Source organism: Brevundimonas aurantiaca (genome assembly GCF_904830995.1).
Lineage (GTDB): Bacteria > Pseudomonadota > Alphaproteobacteria > Caulobacterales > Caulobacteraceae > Brevundimonas > Brevundimonas aurantiaca.
This window is the reverse complement of the sequence record NZ_CAJGVD010000001.1, coordinates 1,480,899-1,503,170: the sequence shown is the minus strand read 5'-3', so window position 1 is coordinate 1,503,170 and position 22,272 is coordinate 1,480,899. Positions and strand designations below refer to the sequence as shown.

Annotated in this window: 21 protein-coding genes and 1 tRNA gene; 12 read left to right on the top strand and 10 right to left on the bottom strand. The window is 68.3% G+C overall.

The features are described 5' to 3' along the window. Positions 1-93: 93 nt before the first annotated feature. Complete coding sequence (locus tag JMT67_RS07510) at positions 94-2,946, top strand: tetratricopeptide repeat protein (RefSeq protein ID WP_233455834.1); 2,853 nt, start codon at positions 94-96, stop codon at positions 2,944-2,946. 36 nt (positions 2,947-2,982) lie between these two features. Here the strand turns inward: JMT67_RS07510 and JMT67_RS07505 are convergent, their stop codons facing one another. The 3 genes from JMT67_RS07505 to JMT67_RS07495 all read right to left on the bottom strand — a co-directional run bounded on the left by JMT67_RS07505 (position 2,983) and on the right by JMT67_RS07495 (position 4,492). Then, positions 2,983-3,261, bottom strand: coding sequence for an HU family DNA-binding protein (locus JMT67_RS07505; RefSeq protein ID WP_054766654.1), 279 nt, complete (start codon positions 3,259-3,261; stop codon positions 2,983-2,985). 113 nt (positions 3,262-3,374) lie between these two features. Beyond that, positions 3,375-4,148 (bottom strand): flagellar type III secretion system pore protein FliP, encoded by a 774-nt coding sequence (gene fliP, locus JMT67_RS07500; protein WP_201464001.1) that lies wholly within the window; start codon positions 4,146-4,148, stop codon positions 3,375-3,377. Positions 4,149-4,216: 68 nt separating this feature from the next. After that, positions 4,217-4,492, bottom strand: coding sequence for a flagellar biosynthetic protein FliO (locus tag JMT67_RS07495; RefSeq protein ID WP_152950966.1), 276 nt, complete (start codon positions 4,490-4,492; stop codon positions 4,217-4,219). A gap of 143 nt (positions 4,493-4,635) precedes the next feature. Here JMT67_RS07495 and JMT67_RS07490 point away from each other — a divergent pair, with 143 nt between their 5' ends. The 3 genes from JMT67_RS07490 to JMT67_RS07480 are packed head-to-tail and all read left to right on the top strand — an operon-like array spanning position 4,636 to position 5,793. Continuing rightward, entirely contained in the window at positions 4,636-5,043 is a 408-nt protein-coding gene (locus JMT67_RS07490; RefSeq protein WP_183215095.1) for a flagellar basal body protein, read from the top strand. A gap of 49 nt (positions 5,044-5,092) precedes the next feature. Then, positions 5,093-5,479, top strand: coding sequence for a flagellar basal body rod protein FlgC (gene flgC, locus JMT67_RS07485; protein WP_054766651.1), 387 nt, complete (start codon positions 5,093-5,095; stop codon positions 5,477-5,479). An 11-nt stretch (positions 5,480-5,490) separates the two neighbouring features. Further along, a complete protein-coding gene (locus JMT67_RS07480; protein WP_152950965.1) occupies positions 5,491-5,793 on the top strand; it encodes a flagellar hook-basal body complex protein FliE in 303 nt (100 codons plus the stop codon). Here JMT67_RS07480 and JMT67_RS07475 read toward each other — a convergent pair. Both JMT67_RS07475 and JMT67_RS07470 read right to left on the bottom strand, forming a co-directional pair. Further along, positions 5,774-7,150 carry an FAD/NAD(P)-binding protein gene (locus tag JMT67_RS07475; RefSeq protein WP_201463123.1) on the bottom strand — a complete coding sequence of 459 codons (1,377 nt, stop codon included), beginning with the start codon at positions 7,148-7,150 and terminating at the stop codon, positions 5,774-5,776. The genes JMT67_RS07480 and JMT67_RS07475 overlap by 20 nt on opposite strands. Before the next feature lie 105 nt (positions 7,151-7,255). Next, the gene (locus JMT67_RS07470; protein WP_201463122.1) at positions 7,256-8,116 is read right to left on the bottom strand and encodes a WecB/TagA/CpsF family glycosyltransferase; all 861 of its coding nucleotides are present in this window, start codon (positions 8,114-8,116) and stop codon (positions 7,256-7,258) included. A gap of 192 nt (positions 8,117-8,308) precedes the next feature. Between JMT67_RS07470 and JMT67_RS07465 the strand changes: the two genes are divergently transcribed. The 8 genes from JMT67_RS07465 (at position 8,309) to ptsN (ending at position 14,035) form a co-directional block, all read left to right on the top strand. Beyond that, positions 8,309-8,395, top strand: a tRNA-Leu gene (locus JMT67_RS07465). A 113-nt stretch (positions 8,396-8,508) separates the two neighbouring features. Further along, positions 8,509-9,123, top strand: coding sequence for a ribonuclease D (locus JMT67_RS07460; RefSeq protein WP_054766647.1), 615 nt, complete (start codon positions 8,509-8,511; stop codon positions 9,121-9,123). A 7-nt stretch (positions 9,124-9,130) separates the two neighbouring features. Then, on the top strand, positions 9,131-9,790 hold the full coding sequence (lptC, locus tag JMT67_RS07455) for an LPS export ABC transporter periplasmic protein LptC (protein WP_054766646.1): 660 nt from the start codon (positions 9,131-9,133) through the stop codon (positions 9,788-9,790). 2 nt (positions 9,791-9,792) lie between these two features. Then, positions 9,793-10,293, top strand: coding sequence for an LptA/OstA family protein (locus JMT67_RS07450; protein WP_233455833.1), 501 nt, complete (start codon positions 9,793-9,795; stop codon positions 10,291-10,293). Positions 10,294-10,328: 35 nt separating this feature from the next. Beyond that, a complete protein-coding gene (gene lptB, locus JMT67_RS07445; protein ID WP_054766644.1) occupies positions 10,329-11,123 on the top strand; it encodes an LPS export ABC transporter ATP-binding protein in 795 nt (264 codons plus the stop codon). Between the two features lie 155 nt (positions 11,124-11,278). Next, positions 11,279-12,790, top strand: a complete 1,512-nt coding sequence (gene rpoN / locus JMT67_RS07440; protein WP_201463121.1) for an RNA polymerase factor sigma-54 — start codon at positions 11,279-11,281, stop codon at positions 12,788-12,790. Positions 12,791-12,845: 55 nt separating this feature from the next. Next, positions 12,846-13,484: a ribosome hibernation-promoting factor, HPF/YfiA family gene (gene hpf / locus JMT67_RS07435; protein WP_054766642.1), complete on the top strand. Its 639-nt coding sequence runs from the start codon at positions 12,846-12,848 to the stop codon at positions 13,482-13,484. Between the two features lie 83 nt (positions 13,485-13,567). Beyond that, the gene (gene ptsN / locus JMT67_RS07430; protein WP_201463120.1) at positions 13,568-14,035 is read left to right on the top strand and encodes a PTS IIA-like nitrogen regulatory protein PtsN; all 468 of its coding nucleotides are present in this window, start codon (positions 13,568-13,570) and stop codon (positions 14,033-14,035) included. 29 nt (positions 14,036-14,064) lie between these two features. On the opposite strand, the gene JMT67_RS07425 is transcribed toward ptsN, so the two are convergent. From JMT67_RS07425 to JMT67_RS07405, 5 genes are all read right to left on the bottom strand, one after another. Further along, the gene (locus JMT67_RS07425; protein ID WP_054766640.1) at positions 14,065-14,313 is read right to left on the bottom strand and encodes a DUF1150 family protein; all 249 of its coding nucleotides are present in this window, start codon (positions 14,311-14,313) and stop codon (positions 14,065-14,067) included. 62 nt (positions 14,314-14,375) lie between these two features. Continuing rightward, the gene (locus JMT67_RS07420; RefSeq protein WP_152950961.1) at positions 14,376-14,798 is read right to left on the bottom strand and encodes an Hsp20 family protein; all 423 of its coding nucleotides are present in this window, start codon (positions 14,796-14,798) and stop codon (positions 14,376-14,378) included. A 113-nt stretch (positions 14,799-14,911) separates the two neighbouring features. Beyond that, positions 14,912-16,225, bottom strand: a complete 1,314-nt coding sequence (locus tag JMT67_RS07415; RefSeq protein WP_201463119.1) for an ammonium transporter — start codon at positions 16,223-16,225, stop codon at positions 14,912-14,914. Between the two features lie 44 nt (positions 16,226-16,269). Further along, complete coding sequence (gltB, locus tag JMT67_RS07410) at positions 16,270-20,781, bottom strand: glutamate synthase large subunit (RefSeq protein ID WP_201463118.1); 4,512 nt, start codon at positions 20,779-20,781, stop codon at positions 16,270-16,272. Beyond that, the gene (locus JMT67_RS07405; protein WP_201463117.1) at positions 20,778-22,205 is read right to left on the bottom strand and encodes an NAD(P)-dependent oxidoreductase; all 1,428 of its coding nucleotides are present in this window, start codon (positions 22,203-22,205) and stop codon (positions 20,778-20,780) included. The genes gltB and JMT67_RS07405 overlap by 4 nt, the downstream gene beginning before the upstream one ends. Between the last annotated feature and the right edge of the window lie 67 nt (positions 22,206-22,272).

The window sequence follows — 22,272 nt, the reverse complement described above, 5'->3', positions numbered from 1 at the left end:
CCTGTCGCGTGGGCGAACCGTCCCATTCGTGGAATCGCGGGTGAACGTCGGTTAACCGCGATTAAAGAGCTTTTGCGGCATGGCTGGGCCGATATGTCCGGGACCCCGCACAGCAAGCGCCTGCTGAAGACGACCGTGGCCGCCGCCGCGGCCGGGGCGGTCGCCTTTGCGCCGCTTGCGCCCCTGGCCCAGGAGGCCGGCCGCTCCAGCGATCCCCTGTCGATCAGCATCGGCCAATCCAGCGAGTTCACCCGCGTCGAATTCGCCGGCGTCATCGGCGTGCGCAGCCAGGTGCGGCGTGAGGCCGACAAGGTCATCGTCCGCCTGGGCGTCTCGGCCGCCCCTGACATTTCGCGTCTGCGCGTCGATCCGCCGCAGGGGGTCAAGGCGGTCGAGACCCGAATGGCGCGCGGCGGGGCGACCGACCTGGTCATCACCCTGGCCGAGGGCGCCGACGCCCGTTCCGGCGTGGCCGACGGCGCCGTCTGGCTGAACCTCTATGCGCCGGGCAAGGCGCCGGAGACGCCGGCGCAAGAGACCGGGGCCAAGATCAATGCCGTCGTGCCGGTCCGCGCCGTCTCCAGCGACGAGAAGACGGTTCTGACCTTCCAGTGGGGCGCCCCGGTCGGCGCCGCCGTCTTCCGGCGGGGTGAGGCGGTCTGGATCGTCTTCGACGCCGCCGCCAAGATGGATCTGGCCGGCGCCAAGGCGCTGGGGCCCGCCAAGGACGCGCGCTGGGCCGCCGGCGGCGACTACACCGCCGTCCGCATCGCGGCGCCGGAGGGGCTGGCGGTTGCGGCGGACGGGCAGGGCGGGACCTGGACCGTGACCATCGGCGGGCCGCCGACCGGCGCCTCGGGCGTGGAGGTGGACCGCGCAGACGACGGCTCCGACGCCCTGGTGGCCCGGATGGCGGGAGCCACCAAGACGGTCTGGCTGACCGATCCCCTCGTCGGCGACCGGTTCGCCGCCGTCACCGCCCTTGCGCCCGGCAAGGGCTTCTCGGGCTCGCGCAGCACGATCGACCTCAGCCTGATCCCGACGGCTCAAGGCCTGGCGGTGGAGACGTCGACCGACGATCTGAAGATCGAGGCTGGAGGCGATCTGGTCACCCTCAGCCGCCCGAACGGCCTGACCCTTTCGCCGCCGTCGGCGACCCTGGAGGCGGACGAGCGTGAGGCCGAGGCGCCGAAACGGGCGCCCCATCCCAGCCTGATCCTTGAGGAATGGGCGGCGACCGAGGGCTTTTCCGAACGCTATCGCCGACTTCAGGACGCTGCGGCCCAGGAGACCCTGGCCGCGACGGACAATCCCCGCGCCCCGATCGGCGCTCGCCTGGCCCTGTCGCGGTTTCTGGTCGGTTCGGGCCTGAACTACGAGGCGATCGGCGTGCTGAACGCCCTGATCGCCCAGGCCCCCAATATGCAGGGCGAGCCGGAGGTGCGGGGCCTGCGCGGCGCCGCCCGCGTCGGCGTCGGCCGGTTGGAGGAGGCCCAGATCGACTTCGCCGGCGCCGCCCTGTCCAACGATCCCGCCGCCAAGGTCTGGCAGGGCTATATCGCCGCCGAACAGGGCGACTGGGAGGGGGCGCGCCGCGCCTTCGCCGCCGGGGCCTCGGTCATCGACGACTTCCCCAAGGAATGGCGCGCCCGCTTCGGCGCCGCCCACGCGCTGGCGGCGATCGAAACGGGCGATCTGCCCGCCGCGCGCCAGCTGCTGGACTATGTGTTCAGCCAGAACGCCTCGGCGGCCGACCAGCTGGCGGCGCGGGTCGTTCAGGCGCGTCTGTTTGATCTGACAGGCGACAAGGCGCGGGCGCTGGCGGTCTATAAGGCGGTGGCGCGCGCCCCGCTGGACGGCATCGCCACCCCCGCCAAACTGGGCGCCATCAGCCTGGAGCTGGACAAGGGCGCCCTGACGCCCGACCAGGCGGCCCAGCAGCTGGAGCTGCTGAAGTGGCGCTGGCGCGGCGATGCGACCGAACTGGCGGTGATCCGCAAACTGGCGGACCTCTATCTGCAGCAGGGCCGCTATCGTGAGGCGCTGGACGCCCTGCGCAGCGCCGGCAAGCGGATGGCGAACGTGCCGGGCGCCGCCGAGATCCAGGCGGACCAGTCCAAGGCTTTCCGCGCCCTGTTCCTGGAAGGCGCCGCCGACGGCCTGCAACCCGTTCAGGCCCTGGCCCTCTTCTATGACTTCCGCGAACTGACGCCGATCGGCGCAGACGGCGATGAAATGGTGCGCCGCCTGTCGCGCCGCCTGATCGACGTCGATCTGCTGGATCAGGCCGCCGAACTGCTGAAACACCAGGTGGACGAGCGGCTGGACGGGGTGGCCAAGGCGCAGGTCGCCACCGATCTGGCCACCGTCTATCTGATGGACCGTCAGCCGGAGAAGGCGCTTCAGGCGATCTGGGGGTCGCGCACCACCCTCTTGCCGACCGCCGTCAACAGCCAACGCCGCGCCCTGGAAGCGCGGGCCCTGATGGACCTGGGGCGTTACGATCACGCGCTTGAGGTTCTGGATCGGGATCAGTCGGCGCCCGCGCGCGAAGTGCGCGGCGACGTCTTCTGGAAACAGCAGAAGTGGGCGGACGCCGCCCCCCTGTATGAGGCGCGTCTGGGCGATCGCCACAAACAGACGGACGCACCTTTGACGCCCGCCGAGGAGAGCTGGCTGATCCGGGCCGGGGTCGGCTATTCGCTGAGTGGAAACCGCGCGGCCCTGGATCGACTTCGGGGTCAGTATTCGCCCTTCATCGCCCGGGCGCGTTCGGCCAATGCGATTCGCGTGGCCTTGGACGACGACCTGTCGGGGGTGGCGGGCGCGGCCGATTTCGCCGGCCTGTCGGCCAACGCCGACACCTTCGTCGGCTGGGTCAATGCCGCCAAACAGGACTTCAGAAAAGAAGCGGGCGGGAGCCGCCCAGCGACCCCCGCCCGTTGATCCGCAGATCAGATCCGCAGTCTGGACCCGAAGGTCTTAGCCGTTGACGGCGTCCTTCAGCGGCTTGGAGACGCGGAAGCGCACGGCCTTGGAGGCGGCGATCTTGATGGTCGCGCCCGTGGCCGGGTTGCGGCCTTCACGCTCGGCGCGGTCGGCGGTGTCGAAGACGCCCAGGTTCGAGATGCGCACGTCGCCGCCGGCCTTCAGGCTGGCGTGGATGTTTTCGACGATGGCGGTCAGCACCTTGCCGGCGTCGGCCTGCGAGACACCGGCGTCCTTGGCGACGGCGGCGATCAGTTCGGCTTGAGTGGTCATAAGAGACATTTCCAGTGTTAGTCGCCCGATTCAGGGCGAGGACCGGGGGATCAACACGGATTTCGCTTGGCTTTGCAAGCGGGGAAACGGCGCAAAGCCTTATAGGGCGGGGATTATCCGGTTCCGGACGCCCGCTGGAAGCTCTCCACCAGGCTCCCGGCGACCAGTCTCCAGCCGTCCACCAGGACGAAGAAGATCAGTTTGAAAGGTAAGGAAACCACCACTGGCGGAAGCATCATCATACCCATGGACATCAGTACGCTGGCCACAACCAGGTCGATGACAAGGAACGGAACGAAAAGAAGAAATCCGATTTCGAAAGCCTTCTTCAGCTCGCTGATCATGAAGGCCGGTGTGACGACCCGAAGGGGCAGTTCCTGGAGGTTGGTCGGGGGCTCGACGCGGCTCAGTCGGGTGAAGAGCGCCAGGTCCGAACGGTCCACCTGGGCCAGCATGAAAGTTTTCACAGGTTCGGACGCCGCGTCGAAGGCCTGGGGCAGTTCCATCTGCTGATCCAGCAGCGGGCGGATGCCCGAATCATAGGCGTCCTGCCAGGTCGGGGCCATGACGATGGCGCTCAGGAACAGGGCCAGGGACACCAGAACGGCGTTCGGCGGCGACTGCTGCATGCCGAGGGCGGTGCGCAGCAGGGACAGGACCACGACGATCCGCACGAAGCTGGTGGTCATGATGACGATCGACGGCGCCAGCGACAGCACGGTCATCAGTCCGACCAGTTGGACCACCCGCTGGGTCAGGCCGGCCCCAGTGCCCAGGTCGATGTTGATGGCCGAGCCGGACTGGGCGGCTTCCTGGGCCAGGGCCGCGATCGGCCAGGCCAGGCAGACCAGGGTGGTGATCAGCGACAAGAGGGCCGCGCGCTTCAGTTCGGAGGCGGCGGGAACCGTGAAGACCTTCTCCCCGCTCCGGCGGGGGGGAAGCGGTTTTGCGCCCTTCACTTGAAAATCCCCGGCTGGCGCGGCTCGATCAGTTCGCGGCCTTCGCCCAGCAGGATCAGCCGCTCCTCGTCGTCGATCCGCACCAGGACCAGGCGGCGGGCGGGGTCCAGAACCAGGGTCTCGACCACCTGCATCCGCCGTTCGCCGCGTTCTGCGTTCAGTCGCGCCAGCAGCTGGGGGGCGTAGCGGCGCGCGGCGTAGGCCGCCAGGCCGATCAGGCCCAGGGTGAAGGCCAGGCCGAAGACGGCGCGGGCGAGATCAAGGAAGTTCATACGCTTTGGGCCCCGGCGCAGTCGGCGCTGTGACCCCAAGTCTTAATCAGCCTGGTTAACGAGGCGTTGAGATAACGCCCTATTAACCATGCAGGCGGCATTTTCTGCCCATCGCGCATTTTTGCGCCGCACGGGAGACCGCCATGGGCGTCGCCGACATTCCGCTGCTGGGACAGATCAAGGGCCGGCTGGGCTGGCTGGACGCCCGCCAGAAGGTCATCGCCGAAAACGTGGCCAACGCCGACACCCCCGGCTTCGTCGGCCGCGACCTGAAACAGCCCAGCGACTTCGCCGCCGCCCTGCGCTCCGGCGGCGGACTGCCGATGGTGCGGACCAACCGGGCCCATCTGGCGCCCGCCGTGGCGCCGCCCCGCTTCGATTCGTCCAAGTCCCCGGACTCTGAGACCACCCTGGACGGCAATTCGGTGGTGGTCGAAGAGCAGATGCTGAAGATGGCCGAGAGCCGCATGGCCTATGACGCCGCCATCGGCTTTTACCAGAAATCCATGTCGATGATCCGCATGGCCGCGCGCAAGCCCGGCGCGGCCTGAACCGGAGGCCTGACCCATGCCTGATCCCGTCCCCCCCTCGAACAGCGCCATGGCCGTGGCGGCCTCGGCCCTGAAGGCCCAGCAGTCGCGCATGCGGGTGATCGCCGAGAACATCGCCAACGCCCAGTCCACGGCCCGCACGCCGGGCGGCGAGCCCTATCGTCGGCAGATCCCCGTCTTTCAGGCACGAGAGGTGGACGGCGCGACCGGCGTCGCCTTGGCCGAGGTCCGCCCCGACGACAGCGATTTCAAGATGGACTACGACCCCTCCCATCCGGCGGCCAACGCCCAGGGCTATGTGATGCGACCCAATGTCGACACCCTGGTCGAGGCCATGGACATGCGCGAGGCCCAGCGGGCCTATGAGGCCAATCTGAACGTCATCGAGACGGCGCGGTCGATGGACAGCCGCACCCTCGACATCATCAAACGCTGAGGGACTAGGCCATGAACCCGATGATGGCCGCCAAGGCCTATGCCGCCGTCCAGGGCGGGGCCATGCCCGTCGCCGCCCAGCCGCCGGCCGTCGGCGACAACGGCTTCGCCGACCTGGTCAAGAGCGCCATGACCGGGCTCGCCGACCAGACGCGGGCGGCCGAGACCCAGATGACCAAGTCGATCCAGGGCCAGGGCAATCTGATCGACGTGGTCACGGCGCTGAGCTCGGCCGAGGCGTCGCTGGAGACGGTGATGTCCGTCCGCGACCAGGTCATCTCGGCCTATAAGGAAATCATGGCCATGCCGATCTGACCGAGCCGTCGGCGTTCGTCAGTCGGTCTGCCACCACCGCCGCCAAGTCCCGCGCCTGCCCTCGCAGATCGGGCACGGCGGTCATTTCCCAAAAGGCGCCGCGGGTCAAAGGGCCGATGGCGTAAAGGTCAGGGGTTGGGGCGCCCTCGCCCCCGATCAGCTGCCCGCCCTGATCGACCTCCAGCCCCAGGCCGATCGGATCGGGCCGACCGTAGCCCTGGGCCAGCAGATTGCGGATCACCGGCTCGGCGCTGTGCTGAATGACGCCCAGCGGGCCGGTGCAGTTGATCACCAGGTCAAACCTGTCCCGGATCGGCCGGCGACGGTGGCGCGGCCGCCAGGCGGCCTCGACCGAACCGTCGTCCAGCACCACTCCGGTCAGCTTGCCCGCCAGCACCGTCAGATCCCCCGCAGCCAGCATGGCGGCGATTTCTCGCGTCACGCCCGGCGCCGTCCGGTGGCGGTGAACATCCCACAAGGGGCGAAGATGACGCAGGAAGCGGCGCTTCTGCTGCGGCGTCCAGGCGCGCCACAGGTCGCGGGCGCCGTGCCTTAGGCGATCGAACACAGCCCGCCAATCGTGGGTCAGGACGGCGCGCCGCACTTGGGACAGGACTTCGGACGGACCGCCCGAAAAGGCGCCGTCGAAGGGCGCCGGCGGAACCGTGGCGTGGCCGCGGGGCAGGAGGCCGTGTCGCGACAAGGCGGTGAAGCGCCGTCCCGGTCGCCGCAGGGTCAGGGCCGCATCCACCATAGTCAGGCCGGAGCCGATCAGAAGGATGTTGCGCGCAGCCCCGACCGCAGCCGTGTCGATACGCCACGGGTTTTCGACATAGACGGCCGAGGCGCGGACCGTCGCATCGACGCCGGGCGGGGAGGCGGGCTCCAGATTGCCCAGGGCCAGGATCCCCGCATCGGCCGCGATGACTTCCGAACCAACCATGATCCGCCACCCGCCGTCGCGGCGGTCGATCGCCTGGGCCTCGCCGTGGACGAGGGTCATTCGCCCCGCCTCGTCCGCATTGCCTTCGAGCGTTTCCGCCAGCAGATGCCGCAGATAGTCGCCGTACACGCCGCGTGTGATGAAGCCGTCCTGGGCGCGCCAGGACGGCTGTTCCGCCAGCCAGTTCGCCAGATGGTCGGGTCGGTCGGGAAAGGCGCTCATATTGTCCAGGCGGACGTTCAGCAGATGGCCGGGATTGCCGGTGTCATAGGCGACGCCGGGACCGAAGGCGTCGCGCCGCTCGATCAGCGTCACCCGCACGATGGGCGACCGCCTCAAAAGCTGTATCGCGGTCAGCAGGCCGCTGAAGCCGGCGCCGATGATCGCCACCCTGGGTCCATGGTCTTGCGACATCGATGCTCCCGTAATGCCCGTGGGGCGACCCTTCACCCTGACAGAACGGGCGGAGGCGGAAGTCGATCATGCCGATAAATATCTATCTGCCAAGTAGGATTTAGATCAATCCGCTTGGCGTCGTCGCCTTAGGGCGAAGGCGGCGCCAAGTTCACGCAAGGCCAGAGGCGCCAGGCTCCACGGTTCGACGCAATAGCGGTGAAACAGGCGCCGGGGATCGTGCAGCAGGCGATAGGCCCATTCCAGCCCGACCCGGCCCATCCAGCGCGGCGCCGACTTCTGGACGCCGGCCTCATAGTCGAAAGCCGCCCCGACCGAAAAGACGACGCAGGCGGGCAGATCGTAGAACACGGTCGCGATCCACGACTCCTGGCGAGGCATGCCCATGCCGACGAACAGGATGTGGGGCGAGAAGGCGCGGATGTCCGCCAGGATGTCGGCGTTGTCGGCAGATCCGGGGCGGGCGTCGAAGAAGCCGTGGCGGGTGCGAATCTCCGCGCCAGGATAGCGTTCGGCCAGGCGCCGGGCCGCCTCCGGGCCGACGGCGGGCGCCCCGCCGATCGACATGACGCGCCAGCCCCGGCGGTCGGCGACGCTCCAGAAATGGTCCCGCCAGTCCAGATAGGTGGATCGGTGAAAGCCGCGACCGGGCAGGCCGAGGGCGCGCAGGAACCAGATCAGAGGCGTCGAATCGACCTGGACCAGGTCGGCGCGGTCATAGAAGGCCCGCATCTCCGCCTGGGTCTGGATCAGATGCAGGCTGTGCAGATTGTGGTTGGCGATCAGGGTCTTGCGGCCCTCTGCCACCGCCGCCTGAACATGGTGCAGCACCTCTTCGGGCCGGACCAGATCGACCGCCTCGCCCAAGAGGCGCACCCGCTCCTCCGGCCGTCGCTGACGGCGGTAGGGACGCCGCACGGCCGCGCGCCGATCGGGCGTCGTCTGGGTCAGGGTCGGCGGGGCCATGGGCGGATGCTAGGCCGGCTCGCCTCAAGGCGGAGTAAGCGAACAGGCTTAACGCAGGCTGGACGCCGCCCTGCGGCGACGCTTGGAAAATAAAACCGCCCGCCGATGAAAAATCCCTGTTGACCCCGCCCGGACCCTCCCTTAGAGGTCCGCGCCTTCCCGATGGAAACGCCGCAAGGCGCTGCCGACGGGGCCCAGATGGCGGAATTGGTAGACGCGCTGGCTTCAGGTGCCAGTGGCTTAACGGCCGTGGAGGTTCGAGTCCTCTTCTGGGCACCATCTTTCAGACGGCGCCGTGTTTTCGGACACGGCGCCGTCGTCGTTTCCGGCCCCTCATCATGCCTGTCGCGAGGCCGTTTCGCCGCGCGCCTTCGCCGTGTAAGAACCTGCCCATGACTGTTTTTCTGCATGAGGGCGACCTGCCCGACGACCTGGACCTGGGGGCGGAAGTCGCCATCGATTCCGAGACCATGGGCCTGCGTTTCCGTCGCGACCCCCTGTGCGTGGTCCAGCTGTCGTCCGGCGACGGAAACGCCCATGTGGTGCGGCTGAACCGTCCCGCCTACGACTGTCCGAATCTGAAGCGGCTGCTGACCGACCCGGCCGTGACCAAGATCTTCCACTTCGGCCGCTTCGACATCGGCATGTTCCAGCTGCACCTGGGGGTGGAGACCCGGCCGGTCTATTGCACCAAGATCGCCTCCAAACTGGCCCGCACCTATACGGACCGCCACGGTCTGAAGGACGTGGTGCGCGAGCTGGTGGGAGTGGACCTGTCCAAGGCGCAGCAGTCGTCCGACTGGGGCGCGGCCGAGCTGAGCCCGGCCCAGCTGGACTACGCCGCCTCAGACGTTCTTTATCTGCATGCGGCCAAGGCGCGGCTGGATCAGATGCTGGCGCGCGAGGGGCGGGCCGAACTGGCCGCCCGCTGCTTCGACTTCCTGCCGAGCCGTTCGGCGCTCGATCTCGCCGGATGGGACGAGGTCGACATTTTCGCCCACAGCTGAGGCCGTCTTGACCGAACCCGGCGAACAGACCCGCATCGAGGCGGACGAACAGCGGGTCGCCCTGGCCGGGGCGCGCTGGCGCGCCCATTCCCGCCGGGTCAAACTGTATCGCCGCGTCCTGCCGATCATCATCCTGGTGCTGGCGGGGGGCGTCCTGACCTGGACGGTCTTCCGCACCGTCATGTCCGGCGTGGAGCGCAAGGCCAGTCAGGGCCAGGAGGTCCGCCTGGACAAGCCCCTGTTCCACGGCCAGGACGCGCAAGGCCGCGCCTTCACCGTCGGGGCCCAGGGCGCCGTGCGCGATGCGGCGACCGGCCGTTTCCGCCTGATCGGCCCGGCGCTGAAGCTGAACCTGGGCGGGCGCAAGGTCACGGAGATGACCGCCGACGGCGGAACCTATGACGAGCAGGCCAAGACCGTGACCATCGGCCCCAATGTGCGGATTTCGGACGGGGGCACGGGTTTTGTGCTGACCACGCCCGAGGCGGTGGTCGACACCTCGACCGGAATCATCACCGGTTCAAAAGGCGTTCAGGGCGCGGGCCCTATTGGAACCATCAACGCTTCGTCCTATGCGATCTATGATCAGGGCGAGCGCGTGGTGTTCAAAGGCTCCGGCGACAACAAGGTGCGAGGGGTTCTGACCCCCTCGGGTTCAGGCGAATGACCATGATGAAGATCTTTGGAACACGGGCCGCGGTCGCGGCGGCGGGGGCGATGGCCCTCCTGGCCCTGCCTGCCGTGGGCGACGCCCAGACGCGGGGCTCGAACCAGCCGGTCGCCTATGGGGCGGACGGGGTCGAATATGCGCCGAACCGGGTCATTCTGCGGGGGCGGGCTGAGGCCGTGCAGGGCGCCAATCGGTTTCGCGCCGACCAACTGACCCTGGTCTCTGGATCGGGCGGCGATCTGGAGCGGGCCGAGGCGGCCGGATCGGTCTATTTCGTCACGCCGGACCAGACCATGCGCGGCGATCGGGCGGTCTATAATCTGAGCTCCGGCGAGATTGTGGTGACGGGAAATGTCATCCTGACCCAGGGACAGAACGTGCTGACCGGATCGCGTCTGGTCTATAACGTCAATACGCAGACCGCTCGTATGGAAGGCGCGCCGCGCGGCGCCGCCGGCAATCGGGTCCAGGGCGTCTTCTATCCCAACGGAACCAACTAGGCGCCCGTCCGGGAAGGCCGCACGGATCTCGACCTTTGGCGCGTAAAGAACTCTCAGCCCTGAATCTGGACGATCGGCCGGCGCCCGAGCCGACGCCTGAGGTCGCGCGCGCGGAAAAGGGCCTGCGGGTGCGCAACATCGCCCGCGCGTTCGGCGCCCGGCAGGTGGTGCGCGACGTCTCCCTGACCGTCCAGCGCGGCGAGGTCGCGGGCCTGCTCGGCCCCAACGGCGCCGGCAAGACGACCTGCTTCTATATGATCACCGGCCTGATCCCGCCCGACTCCGGCTCGATCTGGCTGGACGGCGAGGACATCACCGGCCAGCCCATGTATCAGCGCAGCCGGATGGGCCTGGGCTATCTGGCCCAGGAAGCCTCCATCTTCCGCGGCATGACGGTGGAGCAGAACATCAAGGCCGTGGCCGAATTGAACTATCCGCGCGACCGGGTCGAGGCGGAGACGGAGCGGCTGCTGGCGGAACTGCACATCGACCATCTGCGTCACGCCCCGGCCACCGCCCTGTCGGGCGGCGAGCGGCGTCGGGTCGAGATCGCCCGGGCGCTTGCGGGACGCCCCTCCTTCATCCTGCTGGACGAGCCCTTCGCCGGCATCGACCCCCTGGCCATCGCCGACATCCGTTCGGTGATCCGCTATCTGGCGGGGCAGGGGATCGGCGTCCTGATCACCGACCACAATGTGCGCGAGACCCTGGACATCACTGATCGGGTTTCGATCATCTCGGGCGGCGCGGTCCTGTTCGAAGGCACGGCGGACGAGGCGGTCAACGACCCCGAGGTGCGGCGGGTCTATCTGGGCGAAAACTACATCTGATCGAAGGGCGGCGGCGCTCTGCCCGCCGGTCGCCAAGGCTCAGACGTGCGGGTCAGGACGGGCCCGCACCCCCCCGTTTGTCGGGTGTTAACCAATGGGCGGCACTCTCGACAGCAAGTTCCGGGCCAGTTTTGGCGCCCGCAGGAAAACCGTAAGTGATCGGGCAGCGTCTAGAGATCAGACAGGGGCAGGGGCTCGTCATCACGCCCCAGCTGCAGCAGGCGATCAAGCTGCTGCAACTGTCCAATCTCGAGCTGGAGGAGTTCGTCGAGGCCGAGCTGGAGCGTAATCCGCTGCTGCAACGCGACGAGCCCGAGGGCGGAGAGGCTGACGCGCCCGAAAGGGCGGCCGATCCCGTCGCCGATCAGGAAATGTCTTTCGGCGAAGGGGTGGGCCAGGATTCGGTCGCCGCGATGGACGCCGGTTCCGACGACGTCTATGGCGACGCGGCGCCTGGAGAACGCACCAGCGACCGCCTGACCGACGAGGCTCAGCCCGGTCTGTCGGACTGGTCCAGCGCCGGCAAGGGCGGCGTCGTGTTCGAAGGCGACGGCGAGCGCCCCGACGCTCATGAACCCACCCTGTGGGAGCATCTCCAGGCCCAGGCCTCTTCGGCGGGCCTGTCGCCGGCCGACCACGGCATCGCCCTGACCCTGATCGATGCGACGGACGAAGGGGGCTATCTGCGCGGCGAACTGGCGGAGTTCGCCGATCGGCTGGGGGTCGATCTGGCGCGGATCGAGGCGGTCCTGGCCGTCTGCCACGGGTTCGAACCGACCGGCGTCATGGCCCGTTCCGTGCCCGAATGCCTGAAGCTGCAGCTGATCGAGCGCAATCGCTTCGATCCGGCCATGGCGGCCCTGCTGGACAATCTGGACCTTTTGGCGCGTCGGGATATGGCGGGGCTGAAGAAGGTCTGCGGCGTCGACGCCGAGGATCTGAACGAGATGATCGCCGAGCTGAAGGGCCTGACGCCGCGACCCGGCGCCGGCTTCGGCGGCGAACCCGCCCAGACGGTGGTCCCTGACGTCCATGTGCGGCCTGATCCCGCCGGCGGCTGGCGGGTCGAACTGAACGCCGACACCCTGCCGCGCCTGCTGATCGACAAACGCTACCATGGACTGGTCCAGGCCGGCGCGCGGTCGGAAACGGAAAAGACCTTCGTCGCCGAATGCGCGGCCCAGGCCAGCTGGCTGGTCAAGTCGCTGGACCAGAGGGCCAAGACCATCCTGAAGGTGGCCTCTGAAATCGTGCGTCAGCAGGACGCCTTCCTGGCCTTCGGGGTCGAGTTCCTGCGTCCGTTGAATCTGAAGACGGTGGCCGACGCCATCGGCATGCATGAATCGACGGTCAGCCGCGTCACCTCGAACAAATATGTCTCGACCCCGCGCGGGGTGTTCGAACTGAAATTCTTCTTCACCGCCGCCATCCAATCGACCGACGGCGCCGCCAGCCATTCGGCCGAAGCCGTCCGTCATAAGATAAAAACCATGATCGACGGCGAGAGCCTGGGGGGGGACATTTTGTCCGACGACAGAATCGTCGAAATCCTTAAGGAAACCGGCATCGACATCGCCCGCCGAACAGTCGCCAAGTATCGGGAAGCCTTGAGAATTCCGTCGTCCGTCGAGCGTCGCAGAATGGTTAGGGGCGCCTGCCAAGCGTGACCACAAATCGGTGATCCCGATTGACACCAAATGCGAGCGGGAGCGTTCTATCCTCATGCAAGTCCAAGTCAGCGGCAAGCAAGTGGATGTCGGCGAAGCGTTAGGCTCGCGCATCTCCCAGGAACTCGAAGAAGGGGTCGGAAAATACTTCGCCCGCGGCGGTGACGACGCCGAGGTCGTGGTGTCCAAGGACGGCCACGGCTTCAAGGTGGACTGTTGGGTCCGCCTCGCGTCGGGCCAGACTCTGGTGACGACGGGTATGGGCGGCGACGCCCACTCCGCCTTCACCGAGGCGCTGGACCGTCTCGAAAAGCGCGTCCGCCGCTACAAGCGCCGGCTCAAGGACCACCATATCGGACCCAAGGGTCTGTCGCCTGAAAAGACCGAAGACGCCGCGCGCGAAGTCGCCCGCAGCATCGTGCTGCGGGATCCCGACAGCGTGGAGGACGACGTCTTCGGCGACGCCGGCGACAGCGACGGTCCGCCCCCGGTCGGCATGGTCATCGCCGAAACCGAGCATGAGATCCGGACCATCACCGTGGGGCGGGCCGTGCTCGAACTGGACATGACGGGCTATCCGGTCGTCCTGTTCCGCAACGCCGCCCACGGCGGTCTGTCGGTCGTCTATCGCCGTCCTGACGGCAACGTCGGCTGGATCGACCCCGAGCGTACCGGCAAGACCAACGGCCACTAGGTGAACAGCCGCGTTTGACTTTGTCGCGGGAGCCTCTAAAGGGGCGCCCGCGACAGCCATTCGCCTGTCTGGAGTCGGCTACAATGCATATCGCAGACCTCCTGGCGCCCAACGGCGTAGTGCTGCGCGGCGGCGCTTCTTCCAAGCGGCAAGCGCTGCACGCGGTCGCTGAGGCGGCCGCCCAGGCCATGGGCGTGGATCAGACCCGTGTGTTCGAAGCCCTGCTGGAGCGCGAAGCCCTGGGCTCCACCGGCCTTGGGTCGGGCGTCGCCGTGCCGCACGCCCGGCTGAAGGAGATCGATCGGGTTTCGGCCGTCTTCGTGCGCCTGGATTCGCCGGTCGCCTATGACGCCGTCGACGATCGCCCGGTGGATCTTCTGTTCGCCCTGTTCGCTCCGCCCAAGGATGGGGCCGAGCATCTGCGCGCGCTGGCCGCGGCGTCTCGCGCCCTGCGTTCAGCCGAGCTGAGGGAGCAGTTGCGTCAGGCGCACACCGCCGACGCGATCCGCGCCCTGTTCGTCAAGGACGACGCTCCCGCGACCGCCGCCTGACAGCAGGCGGCGGCCTCTTCCCTTTCTGCTCAGTGAACCGAGACGGGCTCCAGCTCGTGTGCGACGGCGGCCGCAAAGGCGGTGTCGCGGTCCAGCATCACCGCCAGGCGTTCGCCGTCGGCGCTGTGGACGGCGTAGAGCGACTGGTTCGGGTCGAAGGCGACGTCCTTCATCTCGACCGCCTCTTCCAGCAGGTCGGACGCCTTCACCTCGCGCACATAGACGAGGTCGGGGGCGCCCAGGCCCGCAAAATCTTCCTTGGTCATAATCGGCGTCATAGGACCGCCTCCTTTGATTTCACAACGCCCGGATCGCCGGGCGGTTCGAACGGCCGCGCTTTTCAGCCCGCCGTGATGGGAATGCGCCGCACCTGGCGTTCCGCCTCGGGCCGGATCAGATCGACGTGCAGCAGACCGTGTTCCAGCCGCGCGCCCTGAACCTCCAGCCCGTCGGCGAGGACGAAGCTCCTGACGAAGCCGCGAGAGGCGATGCCGCGATGCAGGAAGGCCTGTTCGCCCTTGCCGGCCTCGTCGCGCTTGCCGGCGATGATCAGCTGACGCCCCTCAAGCGTGATGGCCAGCTCGTCCGGCGAAAAGCCGGCCACAGCCAAGCTGATCCGAACCCCCGTGTCGGCGATCTGCTCGACATTATAGGGCGGATAGCTCTCGGCGGCGGCCTTGGCGGCGCGGTCGATCAGGGCGCGTGTATGGTCAAAGCCCAGCAGAAAGGGGCTGTCGAACAGAACGGTGCGGGTCGTCGTCATCTGGGTCCTCGAAAAAGCGACCGACCGACGGTCTCCCGCAAACGGCAAGACCTTCGATCACAGATGAAGATGGGGGCGGACGGGGACGGGATCAACCGCCCCTGTCCATGACCTCAGTGGATGGCTTCGCCATGCTGGGTATAGTCCAGTCCCTCGACCTCTTCGTCCCTGGCGACGCGCAGGCCGGTGGTGAACTTGCAGATCATCAAGACCAGGAAGGTGCCCGCCGCGCTCCAGGCGATTGCGCCGGCCAGGCCGACGGCCTGTTTCCAGACGGTCGCCCCCTCCGCCAGGGCGTTGACGCTGGTGGTGGCGAAGACGCCGGTCAAAAGGGCGCCGACGATGCCGCCGATCCCGTGCACGCCGAAGGCGTCCAGACTGTCGTCATATTTCAGGGCGTGCTTCAGCCAGACCGCTCCGGCGTAGCAGGCCGGGCCGGCGATCAGGCCGATGAAGAAGGCGCCCTTGGGATCGACAAAGCCGGCGGCGGGCGTGATGGCGACCAGACCCCCCACGATGCCGGACAGCAGGCCCAGCAGGGTCGGGCGTTTGCGGTCGAACCATTCGATCGCCATCCAGCCCAGGGCGGCGGCGGCGGCGGCCAGGATGGTGTTGAAGGCGGCGGTGGCGGCCAGGGCGTCGGCCGCCCCGGCCGACCCGGCGTTGAAGCCGATCCAGCCGACCAGCAGCAGGCCGGTGCCGATGGCGCTGTAAACCAGATTGGCGGGAGCCATGTTGTCGCGGCCGAAGCCGTGGCGCGGTCCCAGCACCAGGGCGCAGACCAGGCCGGCGACGCCCGCATTGACGTGAACCACTGCTCCGCCCGCAAAGTCCAGCACCCCCAGTCCGCCCAGATAGCCGCCGCCCCAGACCTGATGGCAGATCGGCGCATAGACTATCAGGTGCCACAGGGCGAAGAACAGCAGGCTGGCCGAAAACTTCATCCGTTCGGCGAAGGCGCCGGCGATCAGGGCCGGGGTTATGATGGCGAAGGTCATCTGGAAACTGACGAACAGCAGTTCCGGCAGGCCCGGCAGCAGGCTGTGCGCCGTCTGCATCGTCACCCCGTTCAGGAAGGCCGCCTGGACCCCGCCGATAAGGCCGTTGACCGCGTCGGGAGCGGTGCCGAACGACAGGGAATAGCCGACCAGGAACCACAGCACCGAGACGAGGGCGAAGGCCGCCGCCGACTGGGCGATGACGCTGATGATATTCTTCTTCCTGACCATGCCGCCGTAGAACAGGGCCAGGCCCGGCAGGGTCATCAGCAGAACCAGGGCGGTGGATGTCAGAATCCAGGCCGTCGCCGCATTGTCGATGACCAGCGGCGCCTGGTGGGCCAGCAGGGCAGGCGCCGCCAGGGCCGGTGAGGCGAGCGACGCCGCCCCGATGGCGGTGAAGGCGGAAAGGGCGGCGGTTCGGGTCATTTCAGGCGTCTCGGGGAGGAGAGGAAGGACGGCGCAACCAGGCTTCAGGCCGAAGTCTTAAGCCGTTCCTCCGCCCTGACAATGTCCGTGAGCGGTACGATGCGAACGAAACGGTCAAGCGTGTTGTCCCAGTCGCTCAACAGGCGCCGCGCCAAGGGCGAGGCCGTCGCGGCCAGGTGCGCCTCGACCAGTTCGCGCAGTCGTTCGGCCGCGGCCGCGTCGATGTCGGTCACGCCGGCCAGATCGCCGTTCAGGGCGCGCGCGGCGTGGCTCGGCTGGTCCAGCACGAACAGCTCGCCGCCGCTCATGCCCGCCGCCAGGTTCCAGCCGACCGAGCCCAGGACGACCACCCGGCCGCCGGTCATATATTCGCAGCCGTGGGCGCCCAGGCCCTCGACCACGGCTTCCGCGCCCGAGTTGCGCACCGCGAACCGCTCGCCCGCCGCGCCGGCGACGAACAGCCGGCCGGAGGTCGCCCCGTACAGGGTCGTGTTGCCGCAGATCAGCTGATCCTCGCGCCATTCCGGCGTGCGGATCGAAATCTCGGCCCCCGAGAGGCCCTTGCCGACATAGTCGTTGGCTTCGCCCGTCAGGTGCAGTTCCAGCCCCTTGGCCGCAAAGGCGCCGAAGCTCTGGCCGGCGATGCCTTCCAGACGCAGCTTCAGCCGTCCGGCCGGACCCTGGGAACCGAAACGCCGCACGATGGCGGACGAGACGGCGGCGCCGACCGTCCGCTGGGTGTTGTTCAGCGGATAGGACAGTTCCAGCGTCTGGCCCCGATCCAGGAACCGCACCGCATCCTTCAGCACCCGGGCGTCCAGACTGTCGGCGATGGGCTTGCGGCCCTTGTCCGCCCACTTGCCGGCGGCGCCCTCGTCGACCTGGACCAGCAGGGGGTTCAGATCGAGGTCGTCCAGGTGAGACCCGCCGCGCCGGACCTGACGCAACAGGTCGGTGCGGCCGATGATCTCGTCCATCGTCCGGGCGCCGATCGAGGCCAGAATCTCGCGTGTCTCCTCGGCGATGAAGGTGAACAGGTTCACGACCTTGTCCGGCGTGCCGGTGAACTTCTCGCGCAGCCGCTCGTCCTGGGAGCAGACGCCGACGGGGCAGGTGTTCGAATGGCACTGGCGCACCATCAGACAGCCCATGGCGATCAGGGCGGCGGTGCCGACCCCGTATTCCTCGGCGCCCAGCATGGCGGCGATGACGACGTCGCGGCCCGTGCGGACCCCGCCGTCGGTCCTCAGCGTGACTGAGCCGCGCAGATTGTTCAGCGTCAGCACCTGATGGGCCTCGGCCAAGCCGATCTCCCACGGTAGGCCGGCGTATTTGATCGAGGTCTGGGGCGAGGCGCCGGTGCCGCCGTTGTGGCCGGCGATCAGGATGGCGTCGGCATTGGCCTTGGCCACCCCGGACGCAATGGCCCCGATGCCCGAGGCGGACACCAGCTTCACCGTCACCTTGGCGTCTGGGTTGATGGCCTTCAGATCATAGATCAGCTGGGCCAGATCCTCGATCGAATAGATGTCGTGGTGCGGCGGCGGGCTGATCAGGGTGGTGCCGGGCACGGCGTGGCGCATCCGGGCGATGAACTCGGTCACCTTGAAGCCGGGCAGTTGGCCGCCCTCGCCGGGCTTGGCGCCCTGGGCCACCTTGATCTCGATCTCGCGGCACTGGTTCAGATATTCGGCCGTGACGCCGAACCGGCCCGAGGCCACCTGTTTCACCGCCGAGTTGGCGTCGTCGCCGTTGGGGCGCGGGTGATAGCGTTCGGGATCCTCGCCGCCTTCGCCCGAGACCGAGCGGGCGCCGATGCGGTTCATGGCTATGTTCAGCGTCTCGTGCGCCTCAGGCCCCAGGGCGCCCAGGGACATGGCCTGGGTCAGGAAGCGGCGGCGGATGTCCGACACGCTCTCGACCTGATCGATGGGAATCGGCGTCCCTTCGCGGAAGTCCAGCAGGTCGCGCAGCGACAGGTCCGGCTGGTTTCGGACGGCTTCCGAAAACTGCTTGAACCGGCGGTAGTCGCCCCGGTTGCAGGCGTCCTGCAGCAGGTGGATCGTCTTGGCCTCGTGGGCGTGAGCCTCGCCGCCCGCGCGGATCTTGAAGAAGCCGCCGATGGCGGGGGAGGGCTGGGCCTCGCCCCAGGCGACCTTGTGCCGCTTCAGCGCCGCCTGCTCCAGACCCGCCAGCCCGATGCCGGAGATGCGCGACGGGGCGCCGGGGAAGAACTCGGCCGTCAGGGCGCGGGACAGGCCCAGCACCTCGAACTCGCAGCCGCCGCGATAGGCGGAGATGACACTGATCCCCTTGCGCGCCAGGGTCTTCAAGAGACCCGCCTCGATGCCCGCCTTATAGTTCAGGCAGGCGTCGCGCAGGGTCAGGCCGGGGTACAGGCCCCGGTCCAGACGCTCCTGGAACAGGTCCTGGGCCAGCCAGGCGTTGACGGTGGTGGCGCCGACCCCGACCAGAACCGCGAACCCATGCGGGTCCAGGGTCTCGGCGGTGCGGACCACGATCGAGCAATAGGTGCGCAGGCCCGCCGCAGTCAGCCGCCCGTGAACCCCGGCTGTGGCCAGGATCATCGGGGCCGCCAGCCGCGTCGCCGAGCTTTGTTGGTCGGTCAGCACGATCAGGGCCGCGCCGTCGCGAGCGGCGGCCTCGGCCTCGTCCATGATCCGGTCTAATGCCGCGCGCAGGCCCGCGCCGGACCGCGCGTCGTCGGCGGGGACGTCATAGCTGCAGTCGATGACCACGGTCGAACCCGCGCCGACAGTCGCGACCATCCGCTCGTACATGCCGTTGGTCAGGACGGGGCTGTCCAGAACAAAGACGTCCGTCTGCGCCTCTTCCTGAGCCAGGATGTTGCCCAGGTTCTTGAACCGGGTCTTCAGGCTCATCGCCCCGGCTTCACGCAGGGGGTCGATGGGCGGGTTGGTGACCTGGCTGAAGTTCTGGCGGAAATAGTGGCTCAACGGGCGCGGCAGGGCCGAAAGCACCGCCGGCGGGGCGTCGTCGCCCATGGAGCCGACCGCCTCCTTGCCGTCGCGGACCAGGGCGTCCAGCAGCAGGTCCAGGTCCTCGCGGCTGTAGCCGGCGGCGATCTGGCGGCGGGTCAGGTCCTCGCCGGAGGCCGAACGCGGTTCCGGTCCGGGGCCGATGATCGGCTCCAGATCGACCATATTGTCCAGCCACTCCGTATAGGGGTGGGCGGCGGCCAGGGCGTCGACGGCCTCATGCTCGTCATAAACCCGGCCGTGCTTCATATCGACGGCGATCAGCTTGCCGGGGCCGATGTGCAGGCGGCGCTTCACCCGGCTTTCGGGGATGGGCACCAGACCGGCTTCGGACCCGGCCATCAAGAGGCCGTCCACGGTCTCGACCGCGCGCAGCGGGCGCAGGCCGTTGCGGTCCTTGCCCGCTACGATCCAGCGGCCGTCGGCGGCGCAGATGGCGGCCGGGCCGTCCCACGGCTCCATCACGGCGTTGCAGTAAGCGTAGAAGGCCCGGTGCTCGGGCGGCATGACCACATCGTCCTTGGCCCAGGCCTCGGGGATCAGCAGGGCCTTGGCCATCGGCGCGGGGCGACCGGCATGGACCAGCACCTCCATGACATTGTCCAGGGCGGCCGAGTCGGACCCGCCCGGCTGAACCACCGGCTTCACCTCGCGGTCACGATCCCCGAAGGCCTGGGCGGCCATGCGGATCTCGTGCGACTTCATCCAGTTGAGGTTGCCCTTCAGCGTGTTGATCTCGCCGTTGTGGGCCAGCATGCGGAAGGGCTGGGCCAGCTTCCATTCCGGGAAGGTGTTGGTGGAATAGCGCTGGTGGAAGACGGCGTAGGCCGAGACGAAGCGCGGATCCTCCAGGTCGGGATACAGGTTCCCCAGCAGTTCGGCCCGCACCATCCCCTTGTAGGCGATGGAGCGCGCGGACAGGGTGCAGATGTAGACCCCCGCCAAGTTCTCGGTCTTGACCGTCTTTTCGATGCGGCGGCGGCACAGGTACAGTTCACGCTCCAGCGCCTCGCCGTCCAGCGGCTGGCCGGCGTCGTCCAGCGGCGGGGCCAGCATGATCTGTTCGATCTCGGGCCGGGTGGCGCCGGCCTTGGTCCCGACGACCGACAGGTCGATGGGCGTCTGACGCCAGCCGTAGATCCAGAAGCCGGCGCGCAGGGCCTCGGTCTCGACGATGGCGCGGGCGCGGTCCTGGGCCCCCAGGTCCGTGCGCGGCAGGAAGACCTGGCCCACGCAGATCGGACCGGGCCGCACGGACTGACCGATCGAGGCCACCTGGTCGGCGAAGAAGCCTTGTGGCAGTTCGCACATGACGCCGGCGCCGTCGCCAGACAGGCCGTCGGGATCGACGGCGCCGCGGTGGGCCACGGCCTTCAGGCTGCGGATCGCATATTCGACCACGTCGCGGCGCGGCGTGCCGTCGATGGAGCAGACCAGGCCCACGCCGCAGGCGTCGCGCTCGGCGCTGCGGTCATAGGCGTTTTCGGCTTCCAGCCGGTCGCGGGTCTGTTCGTACTTGTTCAGCCAATCGGTCATGCCGCGACCTCCTCGGTGCGGGTCTTCAGGTAACGATCGATCTCGGCGGCGGCGTCCTGGCCTTCCCGCACAGCCCAGACGACCAGCGAGGCCCCGCGCACCGCGTCGCCGGCGGCGAAGACGCCGGGCAGGCTGGTGGCGAAGCTGACGGCGCCGACCTTGATGGTGCCGTCGTCGCGGAGTGTCAGGTTCGGCTCATGCGCGGCGAAGGGCTCGGGCGAAAAGCCCAGGGCCTCGATGACGATGTCGGCCGGAATATCGAAGTCGGCGCCGGGCACGGGCACGATGTCGCGCCGCTCGCCGGGGGCCGCCTCGGTCAGTTGCATCCGCGCGGCGCGGACGCCGGTGACGCGATCGCCCTGGGACAGCAGGGCCTTGGGCGCGCCCAGCCATTCGAAGACGACACCTTCCTCCTCGGCGTTGACCACTTCGCGGGCCGAGCCGGGCATGTTTTCCCGGTCGCGACGATACAGGCAGGTGACGGAGGCCGCGCCCTGGCGGATCGCGGTGCGGACGCAGTCCATGGCGGTGTCGCCGCCGCCGATCACGACCACTCGCTTGCCGCGCGCCTCGTGCCAGCCGTCCTGTTGGGCGTCGCCCAGGTCGCGCCGGTTCTGATGGGTCAGATAGGAGAGGGCCGCCACGGTGGAGTCCGGACCCCGCCCCGGCGCGGACAGGACGCGGGGCTGGTAGACGCCCATGGCCAGGAGGACCACGTCGTGGCGGTCGCGCAACTCGGTCAGGGTCACGTCCTTGCCGACCTCGCAGCCCAGGACGAACTGAACGCCGCCGTCGATCAGACGGTCCACGCGCCGCTGGACCACATGCTTCTCCAGCTTGAAGCCGGGAATGCCGTAGATCAGCAGGCCGCCGGCCCGGTCGTGGCGGTCATAGACGGTGACCTGATAGCCTTCGCTGCGCAGCCGGTCGGCGGCGGCCAGACCGGCCGGTCCCGCCCCGACGATGCCGACGCTCTCGCCGCGTTCGGCCTGGGGCCGGATCGGTTCGACCCAGCCGTTGGCGAAGGCCTGATCGCCCAGCCAGGCCTCGACCGAGCCGATGGTCACGGCGTCCCAGCCCGACTGGTTCAGGGTGCAGCCGCCTTCGCACAGCCGGTCCTGCGGACAGATGCGGCCGCAGATCTCGGGCATGGTGGAGGTCAGGGACGCCACGCGCCACGCCTCCTGCGCCTCGTTCTCGGCCGACAGGCGCAGCCAGTCTGGGATGTTGTTCTGAAGCGGGCAGGCGTTCTGGCAGAACGGCACGCCGCAGTCGGTGCAGCGCGACGCCTGTTTCTCCGCCGTCTCGGTCGAGGGCGGAATCGTGATCTCACCGAAACCGCGCGCGCGCAGTTCGGCGGAGGCCTTGGACAGGCGGCGGGGTTCGACCACGAAAGTCCCGCCTTGCTTCAGGGTCTTATGCATCCCTCGCATATGCAGCAAAGCGGCGGTGTGAGGCAAATATTATTGCTGCCACGGGCTATTGCTCGAA